The 20,549-nt window shown below is 41.7% G+C and carries 12 protein-coding genes; 5 read left to right on the top strand and 7 right to left on the bottom strand.

Annotated elements, in window-relative coordinates:
• Nucleotides 1-54 precede the first annotated feature (54 nt).
• Both WC707_05450 and WC707_05445 read left to right on the top strand, forming a co-directional pair.
• On the top strand, nucleotides 55-2,784 hold the full coding sequence (locus tag WC707_05450; GenBank protein MFA6066596.1) for a tail fiber domain-containing protein: 2,730 nt from the start codon (nucleotides 55-57) through the stop codon (nucleotides 2,782-2,784).
• A gap of 83 nt (nucleotides 2,785-2,867) precedes the next feature.
• Complete coding sequence (locus tag WC707_05445; GenBank protein ID MFA6066595.1) at nucleotides 2,868-9,443, top strand: hypothetical protein; 6,576 nt, start codon at nucleotides 2,868-2,870, stop codon at nucleotides 9,441-9,443.
• Between the two features lie 61 nt (nucleotides 9,444-9,504).
• Here the strand turns inward: WC707_05445 and WC707_05440 are convergent, their stop codons facing one another.
• From WC707_05440 to WC707_05415, 6 genes are all read right to left on the bottom strand, one after another.
• Nucleotides 9,505-11,478 carry a sodium-translocating pyrophosphatase gene (locus WC707_05440; protein ID MFA6066594.1) on the bottom strand — a complete coding sequence of 658 codons (1,974 nt, stop codon included), beginning with the start codon at nucleotides 11,476-11,478 and terminating at the stop codon, nucleotides 9,505-9,507.
• A gap of 97 nt (nucleotides 11,479-11,575) precedes the next feature.
• A complete protein-coding gene (locus tag WC707_05435) occupies nucleotides 11,576-13,252 on the bottom strand; it encodes an ankyrin repeat domain-containing protein (protein ID MFA6066593.1) in 1,677 nt (558 codons plus the stop codon).
• A gap of 13 nt (nucleotides 13,253-13,265) precedes the next feature.
• Nucleotides 13,266-14,063 carry an ankyrin repeat domain-containing protein gene (locus WC707_05430; GenBank protein MFA6066592.1) on the bottom strand — a complete coding sequence of 266 codons (798 nt, stop codon included), beginning with the start codon at nucleotides 14,061-14,063 and terminating at the stop codon, nucleotides 13,266-13,268.
• Nucleotides 14,064-14,077: 14 nt separating this feature from the next.
• Nucleotides 14,078-15,298, bottom strand: coding sequence for an ankyrin repeat domain-containing protein (locus WC707_05425; protein ID MFA6066591.1), 1,221 nt, complete (start codon nucleotides 15,296-15,298; stop codon nucleotides 14,078-14,080).
• 70 nt (nucleotides 15,299-15,368) lie between these two features.
• The gene (locus tag WC707_05420) at nucleotides 15,369-16,754 is read right to left on the bottom strand and encodes a UDP-N-acetylmuramoyl-L-alanyl-D-glutamate--2,6-diaminopimelate ligase (GenBank protein ID MFA6066590.1); all 1,386 of its coding nucleotides are present in this window, start codon (nucleotides 16,752-16,754) and stop codon (nucleotides 15,369-15,371) included.
• The gene (locus tag WC707_05415) at nucleotides 16,744-18,090 is read right to left on the bottom strand and encodes an amino acid carrier protein (GenBank protein ID MFA6066589.1); all 1,347 of its coding nucleotides are present in this window, start codon (nucleotides 18,088-18,090) and stop codon (nucleotides 16,744-16,746) included. Before WC707_05415 ends, WC707_05420 begins: the two co-directional genes overlap by 11 nt.
• Nucleotides 18,091-18,193: 103 nt before the next feature.
• Between WC707_05415 and ruvX the strand changes: the two genes are divergently transcribed.
• The 3 genes from ruvX to tsaB all read left to right on the top strand — a co-directional run bounded on the left by ruvX (nucleotide 18,194) and on the right by tsaB (nucleotide 19,549).
• Nucleotides 18,194-18,610 carry a Holliday junction resolvase RuvX gene (gene ruvX, locus WC707_05410; protein MFA6066588.1) on the top strand — a complete coding sequence of 139 codons (417 nt, stop codon included), beginning with the start codon at nucleotides 18,194-18,196 and terminating at the stop codon, nucleotides 18,608-18,610.
• Nucleotides 18,611-18,689: 79 nt separating this feature from the next.
• Nucleotides 18,690-18,866, top strand: a complete 177-nt coding sequence (locus WC707_05405; GenBank protein ID MFA6066587.1) for a hypothetical protein — start codon at nucleotides 18,690-18,692, stop codon at nucleotides 18,864-18,866.
• Nucleotides 18,867-18,874: 8 nt separating this feature from the next.
• Nucleotides 18,875-19,549, top strand: a complete 675-nt coding sequence (tsaB, locus tag WC707_05400; GenBank protein ID MFA6066586.1) for a tRNA (adenosine(37)-N6)-threonylcarbamoyltransferase complex dimerization subunit type 1 TsaB — start codon at nucleotides 18,875-18,877, stop codon at nucleotides 19,547-19,549.
• Nucleotides 19,550-19,560: 11 nt separating this feature from the next.
• On the opposite strand, the gene WC707_05395 is transcribed toward tsaB, so the two are convergent.
• Entirely contained in the window at nucleotides 19,561-20,535 is a 975-nt protein-coding gene (locus WC707_05395) for a hypothetical protein (GenBank protein ID MFA6066585.1), read from the bottom strand.
• Nucleotides 20,536-20,549: the final 14 nt, after the last annotated feature.

The following is a 20,549-nucleotide window of genomic DNA, read 5'->3' as shown; positions in this document are numbered from 1 at the left end:
GTTGACCATCCCCTCTTTGTTGCAAAAAAACATCGTCACTATACAGGAGATTTAATGAAAAAAAAATTATTAATCTTACTACTTCATGCATTAATGGCGCGGGCGGATAATTTTTATCAATTAAATACTGATGTTCAAGACAATTTTAATACACTGCGTGAACTCGTCCGAGCAGACAATTATAATGCACCTGCTCTAGAAAAAATTTTCAAACATCTTAAAAATTCTGACCAACCAATCAGCGAAAAGCTCTTACAAAAGGCAGTTAAAGAAGCGCTCGATTTTTTACATAACAACAAAGCCCCTAATCAATACGCAGAATTACTCCCAATGTTCTCAGACTATGATGCAGAAATACATGCAGTAGATCAAGACGCAACTCGTGCAACAAAAAAAACATTCAACAATGTTATTGTCAAAAATAGACTCATCACATCACATCTAACAGTGCTTGATGATGCTCATTTTCTCGGTCTCTTAACCGCAAGCAATATACTTGTTGAAGACAATGTTATTATTGACGGCAACTTAACCGTAAACGGTTTTTTAAATGCGGCAAACTCTAATTTATCACTTAATAATACGGGTCCAACAGGCGCGACGGGCGCAACTGGTCCTGCAGGCAGTGCTGCAAATATTAATCCCGGCAATAATTTTGAAATAGCTCGTTACACAGGCAACAATAGCGATGTTATAGAAAACTCTCGCATGACACTTTCTGACTTTACTACCAGCCCACAAAATTATATTGCCTTAAAAGTAGAAGATGATAATACTTTTTTTGTTATTTCTCCATCAGGAACCGGCGGCCTTATTGGCAATATCCCAGATAATGGTAGTGCCGGCGGCAATATTCGTGGCAATAACGCCGTTGATTGGCAAACAACAAGAACGGACGCTGCACAAGTTGCCTCTGGATCGCGCACTGTCATCAGTGGCGGCCAAAACAATACTGCTAATGGCGTTGCTACCGCAATAGGCGGAGGCATTTCTAATACTGGATCAGGTGATGCGAGCGTCATCAGTGGTGGACAAGGTAATCTTATAACAGCTGGCGGAGATAGAAGTACTATCAGCGGCGGACAAAATAATACTATCTCTCAAACATTCAGTTTTATTGGCGCTGGCACAAATAATAATATTACCAATACGGGATCAGTTGTTGGCGGTGGTTCGAACAACACCGGCGCAGGTAATTTTAGCTTCGTCGGCGGTGGTGAAATTAATAATACATTAAGCGCAGATACTGTCATAGGTGGCGGTACTCATAACTTAATAAATGCAGTTTCTGATGCAGCATTTATTGGTGGCGGAGATACCAATATCATTACCGGAAGAGCCGCTGTAATTAGTGGTGGTGCTACCAATGCATCATCAGCCGATCACACCTTTATTGGTGGCGGACAAAATAATATCGCCTCTGGTCTTGAGTCAGTTGTAGGCGGTGGCAACAGTAATATTGTAACTGCCGCAAATTCAGTAGTTGTCGGCGGTCTCAATAATACCGGAGCTGGTACATACAGCGTTGTCGGTGGCGGTCTCAATAATGATGCCTCAACTATCGGTTCATTTATTGGTGGCGGTGGCAACAATATCGTTTCTGGCAATACTGGCGCTATAGTTGGCGGTCAAGGCAATACTAGCTCCGGAACATTCAGCTCTGTTGGTGGCGGAGCAAACAATAGTGCTAGCGGTACAAGTTCTACCATAGGTGGCGGCGTTACAAACACAGCTTCTGGTAATACAAGCACTATTGCCGGTGGACAAAACAACACATCCTCTGGCGATTATTCTGTTATTAGTGGTGGTAACAATAATACAGCTTTAGGATCACTCAGTATTATCGGTGGTGGGGAAATTAACTCAATAAGTCTAGGCACAAGATACGCAGTTTTAGGTGGTGGTCAACACAACCAAGTAGCGAATGCTTACAGCGTTATTGGCGGCGGGGGTGACAATTTTATCAACAGCCGCTTTGCAACAATCTCTGGCGGTGATAGTAATTTCACGAGCGGCAATGGTTCTGTTATCGGCGGTGGTGGCAATAATGCGGTTTCTGGCAATACTGGCACCATTGGTGGCGGTCAAGGCAATACTAGTTCCGGGACATTCAGCTTTGTTGGTGGCGGAGCAAACAATAGTGCTAGCGGTACAAATTCTACCATAGGTGGCGGTACTAATAATACAGGGTCTGGTGATTATAGTTTTATAGGAGGCGGATCATCAAATATTGCATCAGGCATTCAATCTGTTGTTCCTGGCGGGCTCAAAAATACTGCTGCTGGTGCAAACTCTTTTGCTGCGGGAACTAATGCTACTGCCGATCTAGATGGCGCATTTGTGTGGGCAGCTGGCATAGCGGCATCTAGCAATGGTATTAATACATTCAATGTAAATGCCACGGGCGGTATATTTATGCAAAGTATTCCGGTAGGTGTTGGGACCGCACTAAGTATAAGCGGTGCACAACTTGTTACCGTCCCATCTTCACGAAACTACAAAGAAAATATTACTGGCTTATCCGATAGCTCTTGGATTTATAAACTTGATGGCAAGCAATTTAATTTTATTGGTCAAGATCCAAAAGAACATATATCATTCGGCTGGATTTCTGAAGACGTCGATAAGTTAAATCCCGACATGGTTGTATATCAAGATGAAAAGCCTTACTCATTGCTGTATAGCGAATTTTTACCATTCATCGTGGAAGAAATGAAAAAACATGAAAAGAAAATAGAGTATTTAACACAAAAAATTAAATATCTTGAAAGTAAGATTAAATAATTTCTAAGATTGATCGCAATAACAAAATAGGGGACATGAATGCATGTCCCCTATTTTGTTTAAAACAATCTAGGAGTTTATAGATGAACGTCAAAAAAATAATATTTCTACTCATGTTGTGGCAATTTACGGTTCTTCCCAATCACGAACATTTTGCAGAACTATGTAAGATTATGGAGAAATATCATTACGCCATACCAAACTCTTTGAATATACTTTTAAATAATCAAAAAATTAACAATCAAAAAATACTAGAACAAGCATTTGAAGATGCGTTTATTTTTTTTGAAACAACAGATTCTACCGACAGCGACTTTAATGATCTTAAAAAAAATTTTATCGATCTTTATTCTGATTTTAAAACAACACTACATGTTACCAAAGGAACAAAGAAAGTTATTCCCAATTTAATCGTTCAAAATGATCTCACCACATTTGACCTTATTGTCCAAGATCAAACACGATTAATGGGTCTTTTAACCGCAAATAATATACTCGTCAATGACAATGTTATTGTTGACGGTAACTTAACGGTAGATGGGAATTTAAGCGTTGGAGGCAATTCAATTGTAGGCTTCGGCGCAACGGGACCAACCGGTCCTACCGGAGCAACGGGAGCAACAGGCCCTGCAGGAGGACCTTCTGGTCCCACTGGGCCAACTGGACCGACGGGTATAACTGGTCCTACTGGGCCTACGGGAGCAACTGGTACAGGCGCTACCGGGCCAACTGGCCCTACTGGTGCAACAGGATCAACTGGTAATACGGGAAATACTGGACCTACTGGCAGCGGAGCTACTGGTCCTACAGGTAACACAGGCGCTACTGGTGCCACCGGGCCTACAGGCGTTACCGGTGACCCTGGCCATCTTGGACCCCAGGGCGATACGGGCCCTACAGGGCCTACAGGGCCTACGGGACCTACTGGTGCAACCGGTGCAACTGGTACAGGCACTACTGGTGTAACTGGATCTACCGGCTCTACGGGAGCAACCGGTCCAACTGGTGATGTTGGTCCTACCGGCGTGACTGGTGTAACTGGTACAACTGGATCTACCGGTCCTACGGGACCTACTGGTGCAACCGGTGCAACTGGTACAGGCACTACTGGCCCTACGGGGCCTACGGGAGCTACTGGAGATACCGGACCTACCGGCTCTACGGGGGCAACCGGTCCAACTGGTGATGTTGGTCCTACCGGCGTGACTGGTGTAACTGGTACAACTGGATCTACCGGTCCGACGGGACCTACTGGTGTAACTGGTGATGTTGGTCCTACCGGTGCTACTGGCGCTACTGGTACAACTGGATCTACTGGTCCTACGGGACCTACTGGTGCAACCGGTGCAACTGGTGATGTTGGTCCTACCGGTGCAACTGGCGTGGCTGGTGTAACTGGTGCAACCGGACCTACTGGTGCAACAGGTGCAACGGGAGCAACTGGTGCCACTGGTGGTTCAAGTGGAACAATTTTGCCGGGAAATAATTTTGAAGTAGTTCGTTATACAGGCAACAATAGCAATACTATAGAAAATTCACGTATAACACTTTCTGAATTTACAACAACACCACAAAATTATGTCGCCTTAAAAGTAGAAGACAATAACACATCTTTTGTTATTTCCCCATCTGGAACCGGTGGACTTATCGGCAATGCTCCAGATAGCACTTCTGTTGGTGGTAATGCTCGTGGAACAAATGCTGTAGATTGGCAAACATCAAGATCTGACGCTGCACAAGTTGCTTCTGGTTCTAGCTCTGTTATAAGCGGCGGCACAAATAACACTGCATCAGGCGTTCAATCCACTATTGGTGGTGGAACTTTTAATATTGTAAGTGGCATTAATGCAGCAATTGTGGGCGGATCTTCTAACACAGGATCCGGCAACTCTAGCTTTATTGGCGGTGGTGGCGGCAATATTGCATCAAATAATGCCGCAACCATCGGTGGCGGAATAAGTAATGCTGCGACCGGAGCACAGTCTTTTATTGGTGGCGGTCAAATTAATGCGGCTAGTGAACAATATAGCGTTGTCGCTGGCGGTCTCAATAATGTAAGCGCTGGAGCATACGCCTTTATTGGCGGCGGTCTCAACAATATTGCAAACGGACAACAAAGTGTTATTGGCGGTGGCTCCTCTAACAGTGCTTCTGGAGACAATTCTACTATAGGTGGCGGTAATAATAATAGTGCATCTAATACGTTTTCTACTATTGGTGGCGGATTTTCAAATGCAGCAACCGCGCCTGATTCAACAGTTGGCGGCGGTTTTTTAAATACTGCTAACGCCCAATATGCAACTATTGGTGGCGGGCAAAATAATGGGATAAGCGGAACAGGAGCCGGCATCTTTGGCGGTATAACAAATTCTGCTGCGGGGATAGGCTCTTTTGTCGGCGGCGGCAATAATAATACTGCTTCTGGCAACACCGGCGTTATCGGCGGCGGTGCAAACAATACGGGCTCTGGCACATTAAGCTTTATCGGCGGCGGTAAAAGTAATATTGCATCAGCGCTTAATACAACTATTGGCGGTGGCCAAAATAATACAGCTGGCGCTATAGGTTCTTTTATCGGCGGCGGCAATAATAATACTGTTTCTGGCAACACCGGTACTATCAGTGGTGGTACCAGTAATACGGGTTCTGGTACGTTAAGTGCTATAGGCGGCGGAAACTTTAATATTGCTTCGGGAACCAATTCTACCGTAGCCGGCGGCAATAAAAATACGGCATCCAATACCAATACTACAGTTAGTGGTGGATCAACTAATACTGCATCCGGCATTCAATCAACTGTTGGTGGCGGCGTAAATAATGCGGCTAGCAATACAAATACATTTATTGGCGGAGGAGCTAATAATGTAGGCTCCGGAGATACCAGCGCCATTGTTGGCGGCATTGGGAATACAGCTTCCGGCTTACTTAGTATTGTCGGCGGTGGACAAAGTAATAGCGCCGGTGGCACGGGTGCTAGTGTCTTTGGCGGTACGACAAACTCTGCTCCTGGTATAGGTTCTTTTATTGGTGGCGGCAGTAATAATACAGCTTCTGGCAATACAGGCGCTATTGCAGGCGGGCAAAACAACACAGCATCTGGCGCATTAAGCTTTATTGGTGGTGGTAGAAATAATATTGCATCAGGAAGTTTTTCTATGATCGGTGGCGGCGTCAGCAATACGGCAAGTGCCGACGATGCTACTGTTGCTGGCGGTGAAAGCAACACTGCCAGTGGTATAGAAACATTTATAGGTGCCGGTTCAACTAATACCGCTTCTGGGAACACGGGTGTTATTGGTGGTGGCGCTAACAATACAGGATCTGGTAGCTTTTACTTTATTGGTGGTGGCAACTTTAATATTGCTTCGGGAACCAATTCTACCGTAGCCGGTGGCAATAAAAATACGGCGTCCAATACCAATGCTACTATTGGTGGCGGAGGTTTAAATACTGCCAGCGGAGCAAATGCAACCATTGCTGGCGGCTCTTCAAATACTAGCTCTGGGAATTCTAGCTTTATCGGTGGCGGTGGCAATAATATCGCATCGACCAACAATTCTGCCGTTGCCGGTGGGAACACAAATTCTGCTACCGGTATTAGTGCCTTTGTAGGAGGTGGCAGCAATAATACTGCATCAATCGATAATGCGACAGTTGCAGGCGGCAATACCAATGTTGCCAGTGGAACAAATTCTACCGTTGCTGGTGGAGTTTTGAATACCGCTTCTGGTAGTTCTAGTACTATTGGTGGCGGTGGAAGCAATACTGCATCAAATACCCATGCAACAGTTGCCGGCGGTAACAATAATAACGCCATCGGACTCACTTCTACCATTGGCGGCGGCGCTTCCAATACCGGCTCTGGTAACGTAAGCTTTATTGGTGGTGGCAACTTTAATATTGCATCAAATACCAATACAACTGTTGGCGGTGGTACTAAAAATATTGCATCAAACACAAATGCTGTTGTTGCAGGCGGCTCTTCTAATACCGCTAGCGGATCAAACTCAACTGTTTCTGGCGGAGCTGGGAATACAAGTTCTGGGGATTCAAGCGTTGTTGGTGGCGGTGCCGGCAATAATGCATCCGCATTTAATGCTGCAGTTGGTGGCGGTAATAATAATACTGCCGGTGCAACGGGCGCTGGTGTATTTGGCGGCACGAGCAACTCTGCCACGGGCATAGGTTCTTTTGTTGGCGGCGGCGGTAATAATGCAGCTCTTGGAAACACTGGTACTATTGCTGGCGGACAAAGCAATACAGCATCTGGAACATTAAGCTTTATTGGTGGCGGACAAGGCAATATTGCATCGGGAATTCAATCTACCATTAGTAGTGGCGCCCTTAACGTAGTGAGCGGCACAAATTCAACAATAGGTGGCGGGTCTTCAAATATCAACTCTGGAAACTCAAGCTTTATCGGTGGTGGCGGCGGCAATAATACGTCAGGCAGCACATCAACTATTGGCGGGGGACAAAGCAATACCGGATCTGGCGATTTTAGTTTTATCGGCGGCGGCAACTTTAATATTGCTTCCGGAACCAATTCTACCGTAGCTGGCGGCAATAGAAATACGGCATCCAATGTCAACTCTACGGTCAGTGGTGGAAGCTTAAATATTGCCAGCGGCGTAAATACGATAGTTGCTGGTGGATCTTCTAATACCGGCTCTGGCGACTCTAGCTTTATCGGTGGTGGCGGCGGTAATATTGCATCAAACAGCACATCAACCATAGCCGGAGGTACAAATAACTCTGCTACAGCAATAGGTTCTTTTATCGGTGGCGGTAATAATAATACTGTTTCTGGCAACACCGGTACTATCAGTGGTGGTACCAGTAATACGGGTTCTGGTACGTTAAGTGCTATAGGCGGCGGAAACTTTAATATTGCTTCGGGAACCAATTCTACCGTAGCCGGCGGCAATAAAAATACAGCATCCAATACCAATGCTACCGTTGGCGGCGGATCAACTAATACCGCATCTGGCATTCAATCAACTGTTGGTGGCGGATCAGCCAATACAGCAAATACTACTAATGCTACAATTGGCGGCGGATCAACTAATACCGCATCCGGCGTTCAATCAACTGTTGGTGGCGGCGTAAACAATGCGGCTAGCAATACAAATACATTTATTGGTGGAGGAGCTAATAATATAGGTTCCGGAGATACCAGCGCCATTGTTGGCGGCATTGGGAATGCAGCTTCCGGCTTACTTAGTATTGTCGGCGGTGGACAAAGTAATAGTGCCGGCGGAACGAGTGCTAGTGTCTTTGGTGGCACGACAAACTCTGCTCCTAGCATAGGTTCTTTTGTCGGCGGCGGTAGCAACAATACAGCTTCTGGAAATACAGGCGCTATTGCCGGCGGACAAAACAACACAGCATCTGGCGCATTAAGCTTTATCGGCGGCGGGCAAGGCAATATAGCCTCCGCACTTAATACAACTATTGGTGGTGGCCAAAATAATACAGCTGGTGCTACAGGCGCCGGTGTCTTTGGTGGTACAACAAACTCTGCTACCGGTATAAGTTCTTTTGTTGGTGGCGGTGACAGCAATGCAGCTTCTGGTAACACAGGTACTATTGCTGGAGGACAAAGCAATGCAGCATCTGGAATATTAAGTTTTATTGGTGGCGGAAGAACCAATACTGCATCTGGTATTCAATCAGTTGTAGGTGGTGGCGCAAATAATACTGCCTCTGGTAACACTGGCGTCATCGGCGGCGGCACAAACAATACGGGCTCTGGTGGTTTTTGCTTCATCGGTGGCGGAAACCTTAATATTGCTTCGGGAATCAATTCTACTGTAGCCGGCGGCAATAAAAACACGGCATCAAATACCAATGCTACAGTCAGCGGTGGAAGTAATAATACTGCGTCTAATACAGCATCAACCATTGCTGGCGGCACCAATAACATTGTTTCTGGAGGCGCTTCATTCATTGGCGCTGGAAACCTTAATAATATTAACGGAACAAACTCAGTAATCTGTGGTGGATCTTCTAATACTGGCTCTGGCAGCTCCAGCTTTATTGGTGGTGGCGCTGGTAATATTGCATCCGGCAGTGTGTCTATCGCTCTTGGTCAAAACAATACCGCGGCAGGAACAAACTCCATTGCTATGGGTCTCAATGCCACTGCTAATGCAAATGGCACTTTTGTATATGCAGCCGGCACGGCATTATCAAGCAGTGTTGTTAATTCTTTCAATGTAAATGCTACAGGCGGTATCTTTATGCAAAGTATCCCAGTAGGAACTGGCAATGCATTGAGCATAAGCGGCACTCAATTTGTTACGGTAGCTTCTTCTACTCAATATAAAGAAAATATTACCGGCCTATCTGATACTTCTTGGATTTATAAACTTAATGGCAAACAATTTAACTTTAAGGGTCAAGATCCTCAAGAGCACATGACATTTGGTTGGATTGCTGAAGAAGTTGATAAATTAAATTCCAATCTAGTTGTTTATCAGAATGAAAAGCCATACTCATTGCTCTATCATGAATTTTTGCCATTTATTGTAGAAGAAATGAAAAAGCACCAAATCACGCTTGAAGAACTTAAACAGAATCAGGAACTATGTAAGCAATTACAACACGATGTCGAATATTTAAAAGCTGAAGTAATAAAATTAAAAAGAAAAAGATAAAAAGAGGGGGCGGGAAAATTCCCGCCCCCTCTTTTTATAGTAAGTATTTTTTAATACTTTTTTACATAGTTACTAATAACAAAGCAACCATAGACATTAATTTAATTAAAATATTAAGCGCAGGGCCAGAAGTGTCTTTAAACGGATCGCCAACCATGTCACCAATAACAGCAGCAGCATGCGTCGCAGACCCCTTGCCTCCAAAATGACCTGCTTCTATATATTTTTTGGCATTATCCCAAGCGCCACCGCCATTCGCCATCATTAGCGCAAGAAGTACACCAACAAGCGTAGCGCCTACTAAAAAGCCGCCCAAAGCTTGTACGCCAAAAAATATTTTTACAATAACAGGAGCAGAAACAGTGATAAGACCAGGCAAGATCATTTCACGCAAAGATGCCTTGGTACTAATTGCGATACATCGCTCATAATCAGGCTCAGCAGTCCCTTCCATTAACCCAGTAATTTCTTTAAATTGACGACGAACTTCCATAACCATTTTTAATGCAGCATCGCCAACAGAACGCATCGTTAATGCAGAAATCAAAAATGGTAATACGCCACCAACAAACATACCGACCAACACTTGTGGATCAAGTAAATTAAGCATAGTTAAGTGCGCTTTTTCAGCATAAGCTGCAAAAACACCTAGCGCCGCAAGAAGAGCGGATCCTATTGCAAATCCTTTACCCATAGCAGCTGTTGTATTCCCTAATGCATCAAGCTTGTCAGTAATATTACGGACAGACTTACCAAATCCGGCCATTTCTGCAATACCACCAGCATTATCTGCTATCGGGCCATAAGCATCAACGGTCATAGTAATTGCTATGGTTGCAAGCATAGATACAGCAGCTAAAGAAACACCTACAAGGCCACCGCCGTATGTAAATGAAAGAATAATAGCAAATGCTAGAACAATAACAGGAATAACGGTTGATTCCATACCAATTGATAATCCATAGATAATGTTGGTTGCAGCGCCGGATTGCGAACTATGCGCAAGACGACGAATAGGAGCACCACCGGTATAATATTCGGTAACTAATCCAACGGCAATACCAGATAAGCAGCCAATAACAAGCGCATTGAACAGTACAAAATCTATACCCACATGTGTGATATATACATACGATGCAAGAATATAAACACCAACAGCGATAAATGATGCATTACGCAACATAGATGCAGAATCAGCTTTTATAACAATATTAGATAGTAAACCAATTAATGAACCGAATAGTCCAAAAACGGCCACCATCAGCGGAAATGATAAATAGACAAAATTTCCTGGATACTGTGTAGCAATCAAAATAATAGTAGAAACAGCGGATGCAACATAAGATTCATACAAATCGGCACCTGTTCCTGCAATATCGCCAACGTTATCACCCACATTGTCCGCAATAACTGCAGGATTGCGAGGATCATCCTCCGGAATTCCAGCTTCTACTTTACCAACAAGATCCGCGCCGACATCGGCAGATTTTGTGTAAATACCGCCACCAACACGAGCAAAGAATGCAACAAGCGATGCGCCTAAACCAAAGGCCGTCAGTAATAATTCAAAATCTGATTGGTGAGAGAAAAAATACATGAGTCCACCAAGACCCAATAAACCGATCGTAGCGACCGCAAAACCCATGACGCCACCGCCAAAAAAGGCAACGAGAAACGCAGCGCGTTCGCCAGAATCTCTTGCAGCAATCGTTGTGCGAATGTTTGCATCTGTCGCCGCAAACATGCCTATAAAACCGGTCAATAATGACAGAACAGACCCTGCAATAAAGCACGCCGCCGTTAATGGTGAAGCGTAATAAGCAAGAATGCCTGATATAACTAGAACAACAATGGCTATGATCTTATATTCTTCTTTAAGAAAAGTCATTGAGCCTTGCCGAATGAGTTTGGCTATATAACGCCCCTTTTCATGATCAACGGCTAAAGATTTGATCTTACTCATAAGAATAAGCATCGTTGCCACACCTGCCACGATAGCAGCGGCAATACTCGCATAAATGTAGCTGGTCAGCATACATCCTCCACAATAAAAAGTAACTATTTAAACAAAACTAATACATTACATGGTACAAAAAACAGCGTAATTGTAAAGCCCCGCGGCTCGAATAGCATTAGGAAAGCGTACGACTCAACGCCTCAAGATCCTTGGCAATCGTCTCAAGCTGAGAGCCAAAGTTATAATGCTCTAGCAACACACGTAATCGCTGCTGTTTTGCGGGATTACAAATAATATTTTTTTTATTTATATATTCTATTACCGTATCATTCAGCGCTTCATCACCATTTTTGATATGCACGTCCGCACCTGCGTCCAACAATACTGTAATAATTGGCTCTACTTTATCACGGTTATGATAGCAAGCTTCGAAAACCGCTTTATACAGCGGCGTATATCCATCACCATTTTTTTTATTTATATCTATACCATAAGCTATGAGTGCTTGTACCGCTTCAAGATTTTGATACTGTATAGCATCGTGCAATAGGAAATTTTCTTGCATCAACCGTGATACGTCTTTACCTGCTTTATCAAAAAATAATTTTAATAAAGCAGTAGTTGCGCCGGGGTTATCATTTACCAGTGCAGAACGAAACGCATTTGCATCAACATGCGCACCTTTATTGATTAATAGCGTTGCAATACTCGCATTTTTTAATTGTGCTGCTGTGCTCAAAAGAGTACTTTTATGTTTGTTTTCTATATTCGCCTGTGCGCCATTTTCTAGCAACAAGTTTATTATTTCAACAGCATGTTCTTTATTACTGCGTGCCGCTTCTATCGCAAAAAACAATGGCGTTTCGCCGGCTAAATCAGCTTTATCTATTAATTCTTTATGCGTCTTTAATAAATTTTTTACCGTTACAGGATCATCTTCATACACAGCCCAGTGCAACGGGCTGGTGTCAGTAAGATAGGGCACAACTCCCTGTATGGCATAAACGTGATGCGCCATTTTTTCATTATTATTTTCTAATGCTGGATTTGCACCGGCTTGTATTAATAGTTTTATAATGTCTCTAGTTTTATCTGGGTCTTCCCCTCTTCTGGCCGCGCTATGCAATACGGTATTTCCCGCAGCGTCTCGTATTGCATTTATATCTTTGTTTGCTTGCGTAATTTGTATAAGCAATTTTTGTAACTGTTCAAGATTGCCGCGTTGAATCGCATCAAAAAATTGTGCAGGCAGCCAATCTTTTTTCAATAATGGTTCCAATGATTCGAACAACTTTTTAAAACATTTATCTTTTGCAAATATTCTTACGGCATCAGCAGAAGCACCTCGCTCAAGCAACATTTCAATTAATTTTGTATCATCACTATTTATAGAAATTTTTTCACACAAACCGGCTACAACATACTGGAGTGGCGTCGCCTTATTATTATCTGTGATTGTGATATCAGCGCCATAATCAAGCAATTGTTCCATAACATGCATTTTGGATTTGCTGTCAAGATCTTTGGTTGCAGCAGCGTTAATGAGAGGGGTTTTACCAAAGCCATCTTTTTGATTGGGAAGAGCACCATGCTTTATCAATTCAGCAATAATATAAACGTCGCCAGCAACTACAGCAACAGAAAGTGGTGTCTCGCCATCATCATCTTGCTTGTTTATAAGATCTTTAATATGAGGACCTGCAGCGTCTTTTGCCTGTTTATTAATAAACGCTTGTACCTCTTTTAAATTTTTATTTTGTATCAGTTTATTTAATTCTGTAACTCGCTTGTCGCTATTCATGGCATATGTTGGTATGGCATATAATAAAAAAACAAAAAGCAATTTTAACATAACAACTCCCCTTTTATACAAGTATATGACTCAGGATAGCAAGATCCTGAGCGAGATCAGTAAACTGTTTAAGTATAAATTCATCTAATATGCGCTGACCACCTTTATCAAAAAATAATTGCACTAAAGCAAAATTTTTATTACCTAAAGCAGAAAGAATAGCTTTTGCCGTAATACGAGCACCATGTTCAAGTAAAAATTTTGCGATGGTTACATCTTGATGTATTGTTATGGAATCCAACAGCGTATCGCCAAACTTACTTGATGTATTTATATCTGCTCCTGATTTCAGTAGTTCTTTCGCCATATCAATATTGCCCGCTTCTATGGCGTAAAACAATGGCGTTTTGCCAAAAAGATCTGCTTGCTGGAGTAATTCTTGACGCGTTTTGAGTAAATAGTGCAATGTATCACTATCCTTTTCATCAATAGCCCAATGTAATGGGTTAGTTCCAAGAAGATATCGAAACGCATTAGATGTACTTTGATTAGTTCTCAAAACATTATGTGGCATCATGTTTTGATTATTTTTTAACCTTGAATTTGCGCCGTAGTCTCTTATCAATAATTTTATAATATCTCTTCTCGTTGCGCCCCCATCGCTTTTTCCCTCCGCTACAATATGCAACACCGTGTTGCCATCTGCATCAAGAATAGTGTTGATATCTTGCTGTGCGGCTTTTACCTCATCAAGCAGTATTTTTAATTGCTCGATATTGCCTTGCCTAATGGCATCAAAAATTTTAACAGTATCAATGGCGCATGCAGCAGATGCTACACATAACAAAAAAATGTATAAAAACTTGAGCATAGCCACTCCCATATTTATGCAAGAACATGACTAAACACTGCGAGATCTTTGGCAAACTCAACAAGCTGTTCGCTCAGACTATAACGCTCAAACAATTTTTTTAACTTTTCGCCATTTTGTTTATTTTGACAATTTTCAACCATTTCAAGAGCAGTTTGTGGTGAAAATCCTGTTGATTTTATGTAAAACTGAGCATTATGATTAAGTAACAATTCAATCAACTCAATATCAGAAGCATCGCTAAACGCTCCACATGCAAATCGTACTGCATAGTGCAATGGTGTCATAGACCTTATATCCGACAGATCTATATTAGCCCCAGCATCAAGCAATAGCTTGACCATAGATATTTTCTGAGATCTAGATGCTCCAAAAAGTGTAATAACCTTAGTTAGAAACGTGTCACCAAACTGGTCTTTTGTATTTATAAAACTTTTAATATCTGCTTTGTGATTTTCAAGAAATGTTTGTAGCTTAGACAATTCCTTGCTATCTATCAGGGTGTATAATGTTTCCATCAACTCATTTCCTGACTTTGGTTTCTTTTCCTGTGGCTTTATTTGCTCTTCCTCTGTTTGTTGCTTTTTTACCTCAGGCATTTTTTTTGGTTTCGACTTTTGGTGATTCGCAAATAATGCAACCAACTCATTTTTAACTTTTTCATTTTTACATCTACTTACCATATCAAAAATAGACCACTCGCCTGCTGGCGCTACTTCCGGTATTTCAGCGCCGTTGTTAAGTAAAAATTCAATCAACTCAAGATCATTGTGCTTCAGTTTACAATCATTATGATATAAACGTTGTACTGCATGATACAACGGCGAATACCCATCTCCGTCAGGCATATTTATATCAACACCAGACGCAAGTAACACTTCGATCATCGCCTTTTTATCTTCATAAGATTCGTTAATAGAATATGCGATAACAGTTATTAAAATCGTATCACCATTTTTCGTTTTTCCATTAGGATCTGCTCCAAACTGTAGTAATAATCTCATTATATCTGGTCTTCCCTCAAGGGCTGCTATGTCAAGAGGGGAGCTGCCAGTAGCACCTAATTTATTTATAAAACTTTTAACATCGAGTTTGCGTTCTTCAAGCAATTTTTTCACTTCAGATATTTTGTTTGCATATATCAGTTGAATGAGATCGTCAGTCAAATCCTTTGGCTTCTGCATAGCATAGGCTGACATCGCATATAATAAAAAAAGATATAAAAATTTTGGCATAGCAACTCCAACTTTTTTTTAAAAATAATATAAAAAAGTGTAGATAACTTATGCGTACTATAACAAGATTTTAGACGAGGCTTTTAAGAATAGCCTTTTCACTGAATGGATATTTGACACCCTGAATAAGCTGATATTCATCAGGTCCTTTGCCCAATAAAGCAATAATTGATGATGATTTTGATTGCGTATATGCACGCTTGATTGCCTGCTCACGATCAAGCTCTACAATAACATGTGCCTGCTTTTCTATAGGAATGCCATTCATAATATCACGCGCGATGTCTGCTGCAATCTCAGAACGACAGTTGTCTGTTGTAATAATAATAAGATCTGCATAAAGAGCTGCAATTTCTCCCATTAATGGTCGTTTAATGCTATCACGCTCTCCACCACATCCAAAAACAACAATAAAATGATCGGTTAATGCTTTAAGCGTTGGCAATACTGCTTGAAAAGAAGAAGGATTATGTGCGTAATCAATGACCGCCTGCGCCCCATTTGGCAATGCATACTTATCAAATCTACCAGGAACGCCCGCAAAAGTTGCCAAAGCTTCTTGCACAGTTACTGCATCTACACCAAAATGCTCTGCAATTTTTATAGCTGCTAAGATATTATAGCCATTAAATGCGCCTATTAATGCAGGGCATGTGATGCACAATTCTTGATTGCGATAAACGCATACCAAATCCAGCCCGGACGGTTTGTTAATTAATATTATATTATTAAGAGAATATGGCGCTACACGTGCGTATGCACGTGCCAATGGCGCAATATGAGCATCGTCAACATTAATAACAAGCGGCGCTTGATCACGCAGTTGGGATAAAATAGATGCCTTTGCCGCAAAATATTCTGACATAGTCGGATAAAATTCAGCATGCTCCTGGCTAAAATTGGTCATCACCACTGCATCAAATTGCAATCCGTGAACACGATATAACGAAAGCGCCTGTGCGGCAACTTCCATAATAACATACTCAACCTGAGCATTAACACATTCATTAAAGAATGCATGTAAATAATCCGGCTGCCGAGTTGTCAGCGTTGTGGGCATAATAACATTATTAATTTTATTATATACCGTACTTAATAACGCTGTTTTATAACCAGCAGAGCGTAGAAGATGTTCGATTAAAAACGACGTAGTCGTTTTACCCTTGGTACCTGTTATTGCAATAATACGCAGCTTTCTTGCTGGATAATTGTATGACTGGGCACTTAATTCTGCGAGCGCTTTTCTTGCATTATCTACTCGTATTATTTCTACAGACGCGTCTGTAATGACATGATCATTGAACTCAAGAACTATTTTTGTAGCACCTTTTGTGATAGCCAAGGGAATATACGCAGTGCCATGTTCTTTTACACCGTTAATAGCAACAAAAGTACTTCTCGGACCAATGTTATCAGTGTGACATGCAACAGGAAAAATTTTTAAATTATTGTTCATTTTTTTGATATTTTTTCAAACCAGCACGCAGTGTTGGTAGTAAGAATAATAATCCATACAGGTTGGTAATAATTAAACCGGCAATAATAATATCATTAAGATCCCACAAAATAGCGACTTTTCCTAACGGACCAAAAAAAGCTATAGCGCAATAGAGAGCTGTATAAATATATCGGCCTTTGCCTTTAAATAAAAATAACCAATTTTCTAATCCAATATAGGCATACGCAACAAGTACGCCCAAACCAAAGGTGATTGATAAAAAGGTAACAACCCAACCGCCAGCTTGTCCAAAGACTGTTTCATAGGCAGCGATAGTTAACGGCGTACTGGTTAAGCCACTTGTCCACACGCCACTGGCTACAAACACAATCATCAATACGGTGCATACCAAATGATAACTAATAAATGTTGAGAGCATAGACATAATGCTATCACGCATAGGATTTTTGCTACCCGTTGAACCAAAGAAGATTGCAGCAGTACCAAGACCGGCTTCTGTTGCATTAAGCGAACGTGCCATACCGTACCTGATTGCATCTTGCACCGCATACCCCATGATACCGCCAGCGATTGCCTTTGAAGTGAAAGCGCTTTCAATAATAATTTGCACAGCTCCAAAGAGAGATTGATAATGATATATCAACACAATGCCTGTTGCTATAAAAAAAAGACCAACTTTAATGGGAACAATCTTGTCTGATATTGCAATAATCCTCTGAGATCCGCCGAGCATAATGTATAAAAGCAACAAAAACATACCTACAGAAATAATGTATGGATTGACATGCGTCATTCTTTCAATGCCCAATCCCATAGAATTACACTGAATAATGTTGCCGCCAATAAATGTCAGCATCAAGCAAAAGAAGGCATAGATATATGGCAAGACAAAACCGCCTGGAACACGCTTGAGATAAACCATCGGCCCACCGCGCAAGGCACCAAAACTCGATTTATCAATAATGCTCGTACTTGCATATACTTCTGCAAACCGAATGGCCATATTAATAAAGCCCATAATAAAAATCCAAAATGCCGCACCTGGACCACCAGAATGCATGGCAGTTGCCATACCAGCGATACTACCATTGCCAACGCTAGAGCTCAGTGTATTAACAAATGCTTGTACCGGACTAATGTAATTTTTACCCTGATTATCACTCTTTTCCGGCGTTAAAAGAAACTTCCATGCACGAAAAAAATATCTAAACTGAACAAAATCAAGCACGCAGGTCATAATAATTCCTGTTGCAATGACAAAAATAATAAGAGGCCAGCCCCAAATAAATTCATTCAGTGCATGCGCCGATTGTTCAAGAGTGTGAAGTATCATAAAAAATCCTAACTAGAGAGTTTGCAGAATGCATACATGCATGGTACCGTATACTATATCTATTAAGCATATAAAAAACCTATGAGAAAGCAACTATACTGCTATGAAAAAGATACTTGCGCTAGACCTTGGCGACCAATGGGTTGGCATGGCACTTTCTGACGTGCTTCATATTTTGGCAAAGCCATATAAGACAGTCACGGTTAACCAGCTAGAAAATTCATTAAAAGATATTTTTAATGAACAAGAAATAGATGTAATCATTGTTGGATATCCAAAAACAATGAAGGGTGGCCATAGCCAACAAACTGAAAAAGTAATTGCTACTAAAGAAAAATTAGAAGCACTGTTTGTCGATAAAAAATGGATCCTGTGGGATGAACGTTTGAGTAGCAAGCGGGCCGATAGTCTCAAAAAAAAATCCACCAAAGAAGATGCTATCCAGTCGCATGCCCGTGCCGCAGCCTTTATATTGGATACATATCTTACCTATCAGAGAAATATGCGCGATTTAGATTGAAAAATCTTGACAAAGTGTAGAAAAAACTCCTACATTTTATAGTGGACTACGTATGCCATTAAAAAAAGGAGCGCTGGCTATGAAATGTTCAAAATGCTCAGGACTTATGGTCCTGCAATCTTTTTTTGACCACTTTGTTAATTTTGACGCGTGGAAATGTTTAAATTGTGGTAAAATAATTACTAAGAAAGAAAAAAATATAGAATTTGACGCCTTCAGTATTTTTTATCAACAGAGCAAACACAACAAAACGTAAATACAGCAATGCAATCAACTCCAATTTTTTTAACACTCTACTCAGATTATATTCATGTGTATCTTGGTCTATGTTCGTACAGCGGCTTACTCGATCATGCCGTGATGCTTCCCAAAGATGCGAGCCGAGAACTTATTCCTGCACTTGACAATCTACTTACAAAGCACAGTAAAACATTAAACGATTGTGATTTTTTCGCTGCGTGCCAAGGACCGGCACCGTTTACAACATTGCGCGTGGCGCTTGCAACTATTAATGGCCTTGCGATTGCAACGGATAAGCCGCTCATCGGCATTGATGGTTTGCGCGTATTCTTAGAAGAGCATTATTCTCCTGAGCACGAATATACTATTGCGCTGCTCAATGCCTTTGCTCAGGATGTGTATTATGGCGTGTACAAAAAAAATAGCGGCTTTATAGAAGCTGGCTGCCTACCCATCGAAAAATGCTTACATCACCTTCAGCAACTTACCAACAACGCGCCGTTTTCTCTTATTGGTAACGGCGTCGCGTTGCATCAAGCACTTATTCAGGCAACATTGCCGACTTGCCATATCTCAGAATCGCTGCCTCTTTATGCGTCATTTGCCGCCATCTGCACGGCTGCACAGCAGCAATGGCAAGAGCGTGACAATCTTCACCAACAACTCCTACCGCTATATTTAAAGAATCTTTCAATCTAAAATTTGCATCATCAAGATTTTTTTGGACTCTCAACTGACTTCTGTTCTGCAGGCCTCCGAACAATAAAACAAAGTTCATCCTGAGCAGCCTGGCCATAAGTAACGTTAGGGAAACCTAATGCATCAAAAAATTGCATATCGCCTTCTTTTAATTGTGCCGTACCAGCAATCCCCTGAGCCTTCACATAATCTCCACTTTGTTGGTTAATAAATAACACCATCTTGAAAATGCCACTACTTATTTTGGGAAAACCATCAGGAAAATATTTATTTTTTTTACAGTTTTCACACTCTTTAATTTCTTGCTTACTATTTTTAACCCCTGGCTTGGGACTTTCTTGTTTACTACCGGTAAGAAAAGATGGGAGCCAGGAATTATTTAAGGGTCGATCCTCAGCAGTACGAAAACTATCGGTACTTGCATTTGACGCACCAAGATCTGTCTCCTGCTTCGTCGATGACATAGGCACTCGTGCTTTCAGCAAATCTTCATAAGTTTTTTGAAGATGTTCATTTGATTGTTCTAATGCTTTATTTTCTTCTTTCAAATTAGCAATATCTTTAACCATTTTAATATATTCAGCATCAAAATATGCATTCGGTATCTCTATTTTTTTTGCAACTTCCGATTCTACTTTATTTTGCTGTAGATTTTCAAAAGATCTTGTGCGGCGCAATTCGCCAAATTTGGGGCGCTTTTCTATCACCGCCTGCAGTTTTTGTTGCTCATCTAATGAAATCTTCGAGGCGACAGACGTAGTAGATACTGGTGTAGGTGCAGTGGTCGCTGATGAGTATGCCGGCCTCGTACACCAAACAACTCCAAATGCTCCCCATCCCACAACGGCGGCTCCCGCAAAGAATGCCGCAACTTTATTTTGGGCAAGCCAATCTGTTATATTGGCTTGCGCAGGAACAACCATGCTCAAAGACAGTGCTATAATTGTTATGCGATAGATTGCACATTTTTTTGATAAATTTGCCAATGTAGCCTCGTTTG

The organism is Candidatus Babeliaceae bacterium, from assembly GCA_041660765.1.
Classification (GTDB): Bacteria; Babelota; Babeliae; order Babelales; family Babelaceae; genus JBAZVR01.
The sequence above is the reverse complement of the archived record's forward strand: the minus strand, read 5'-3'. Positions and strand labels throughout refer to the sequence as shown.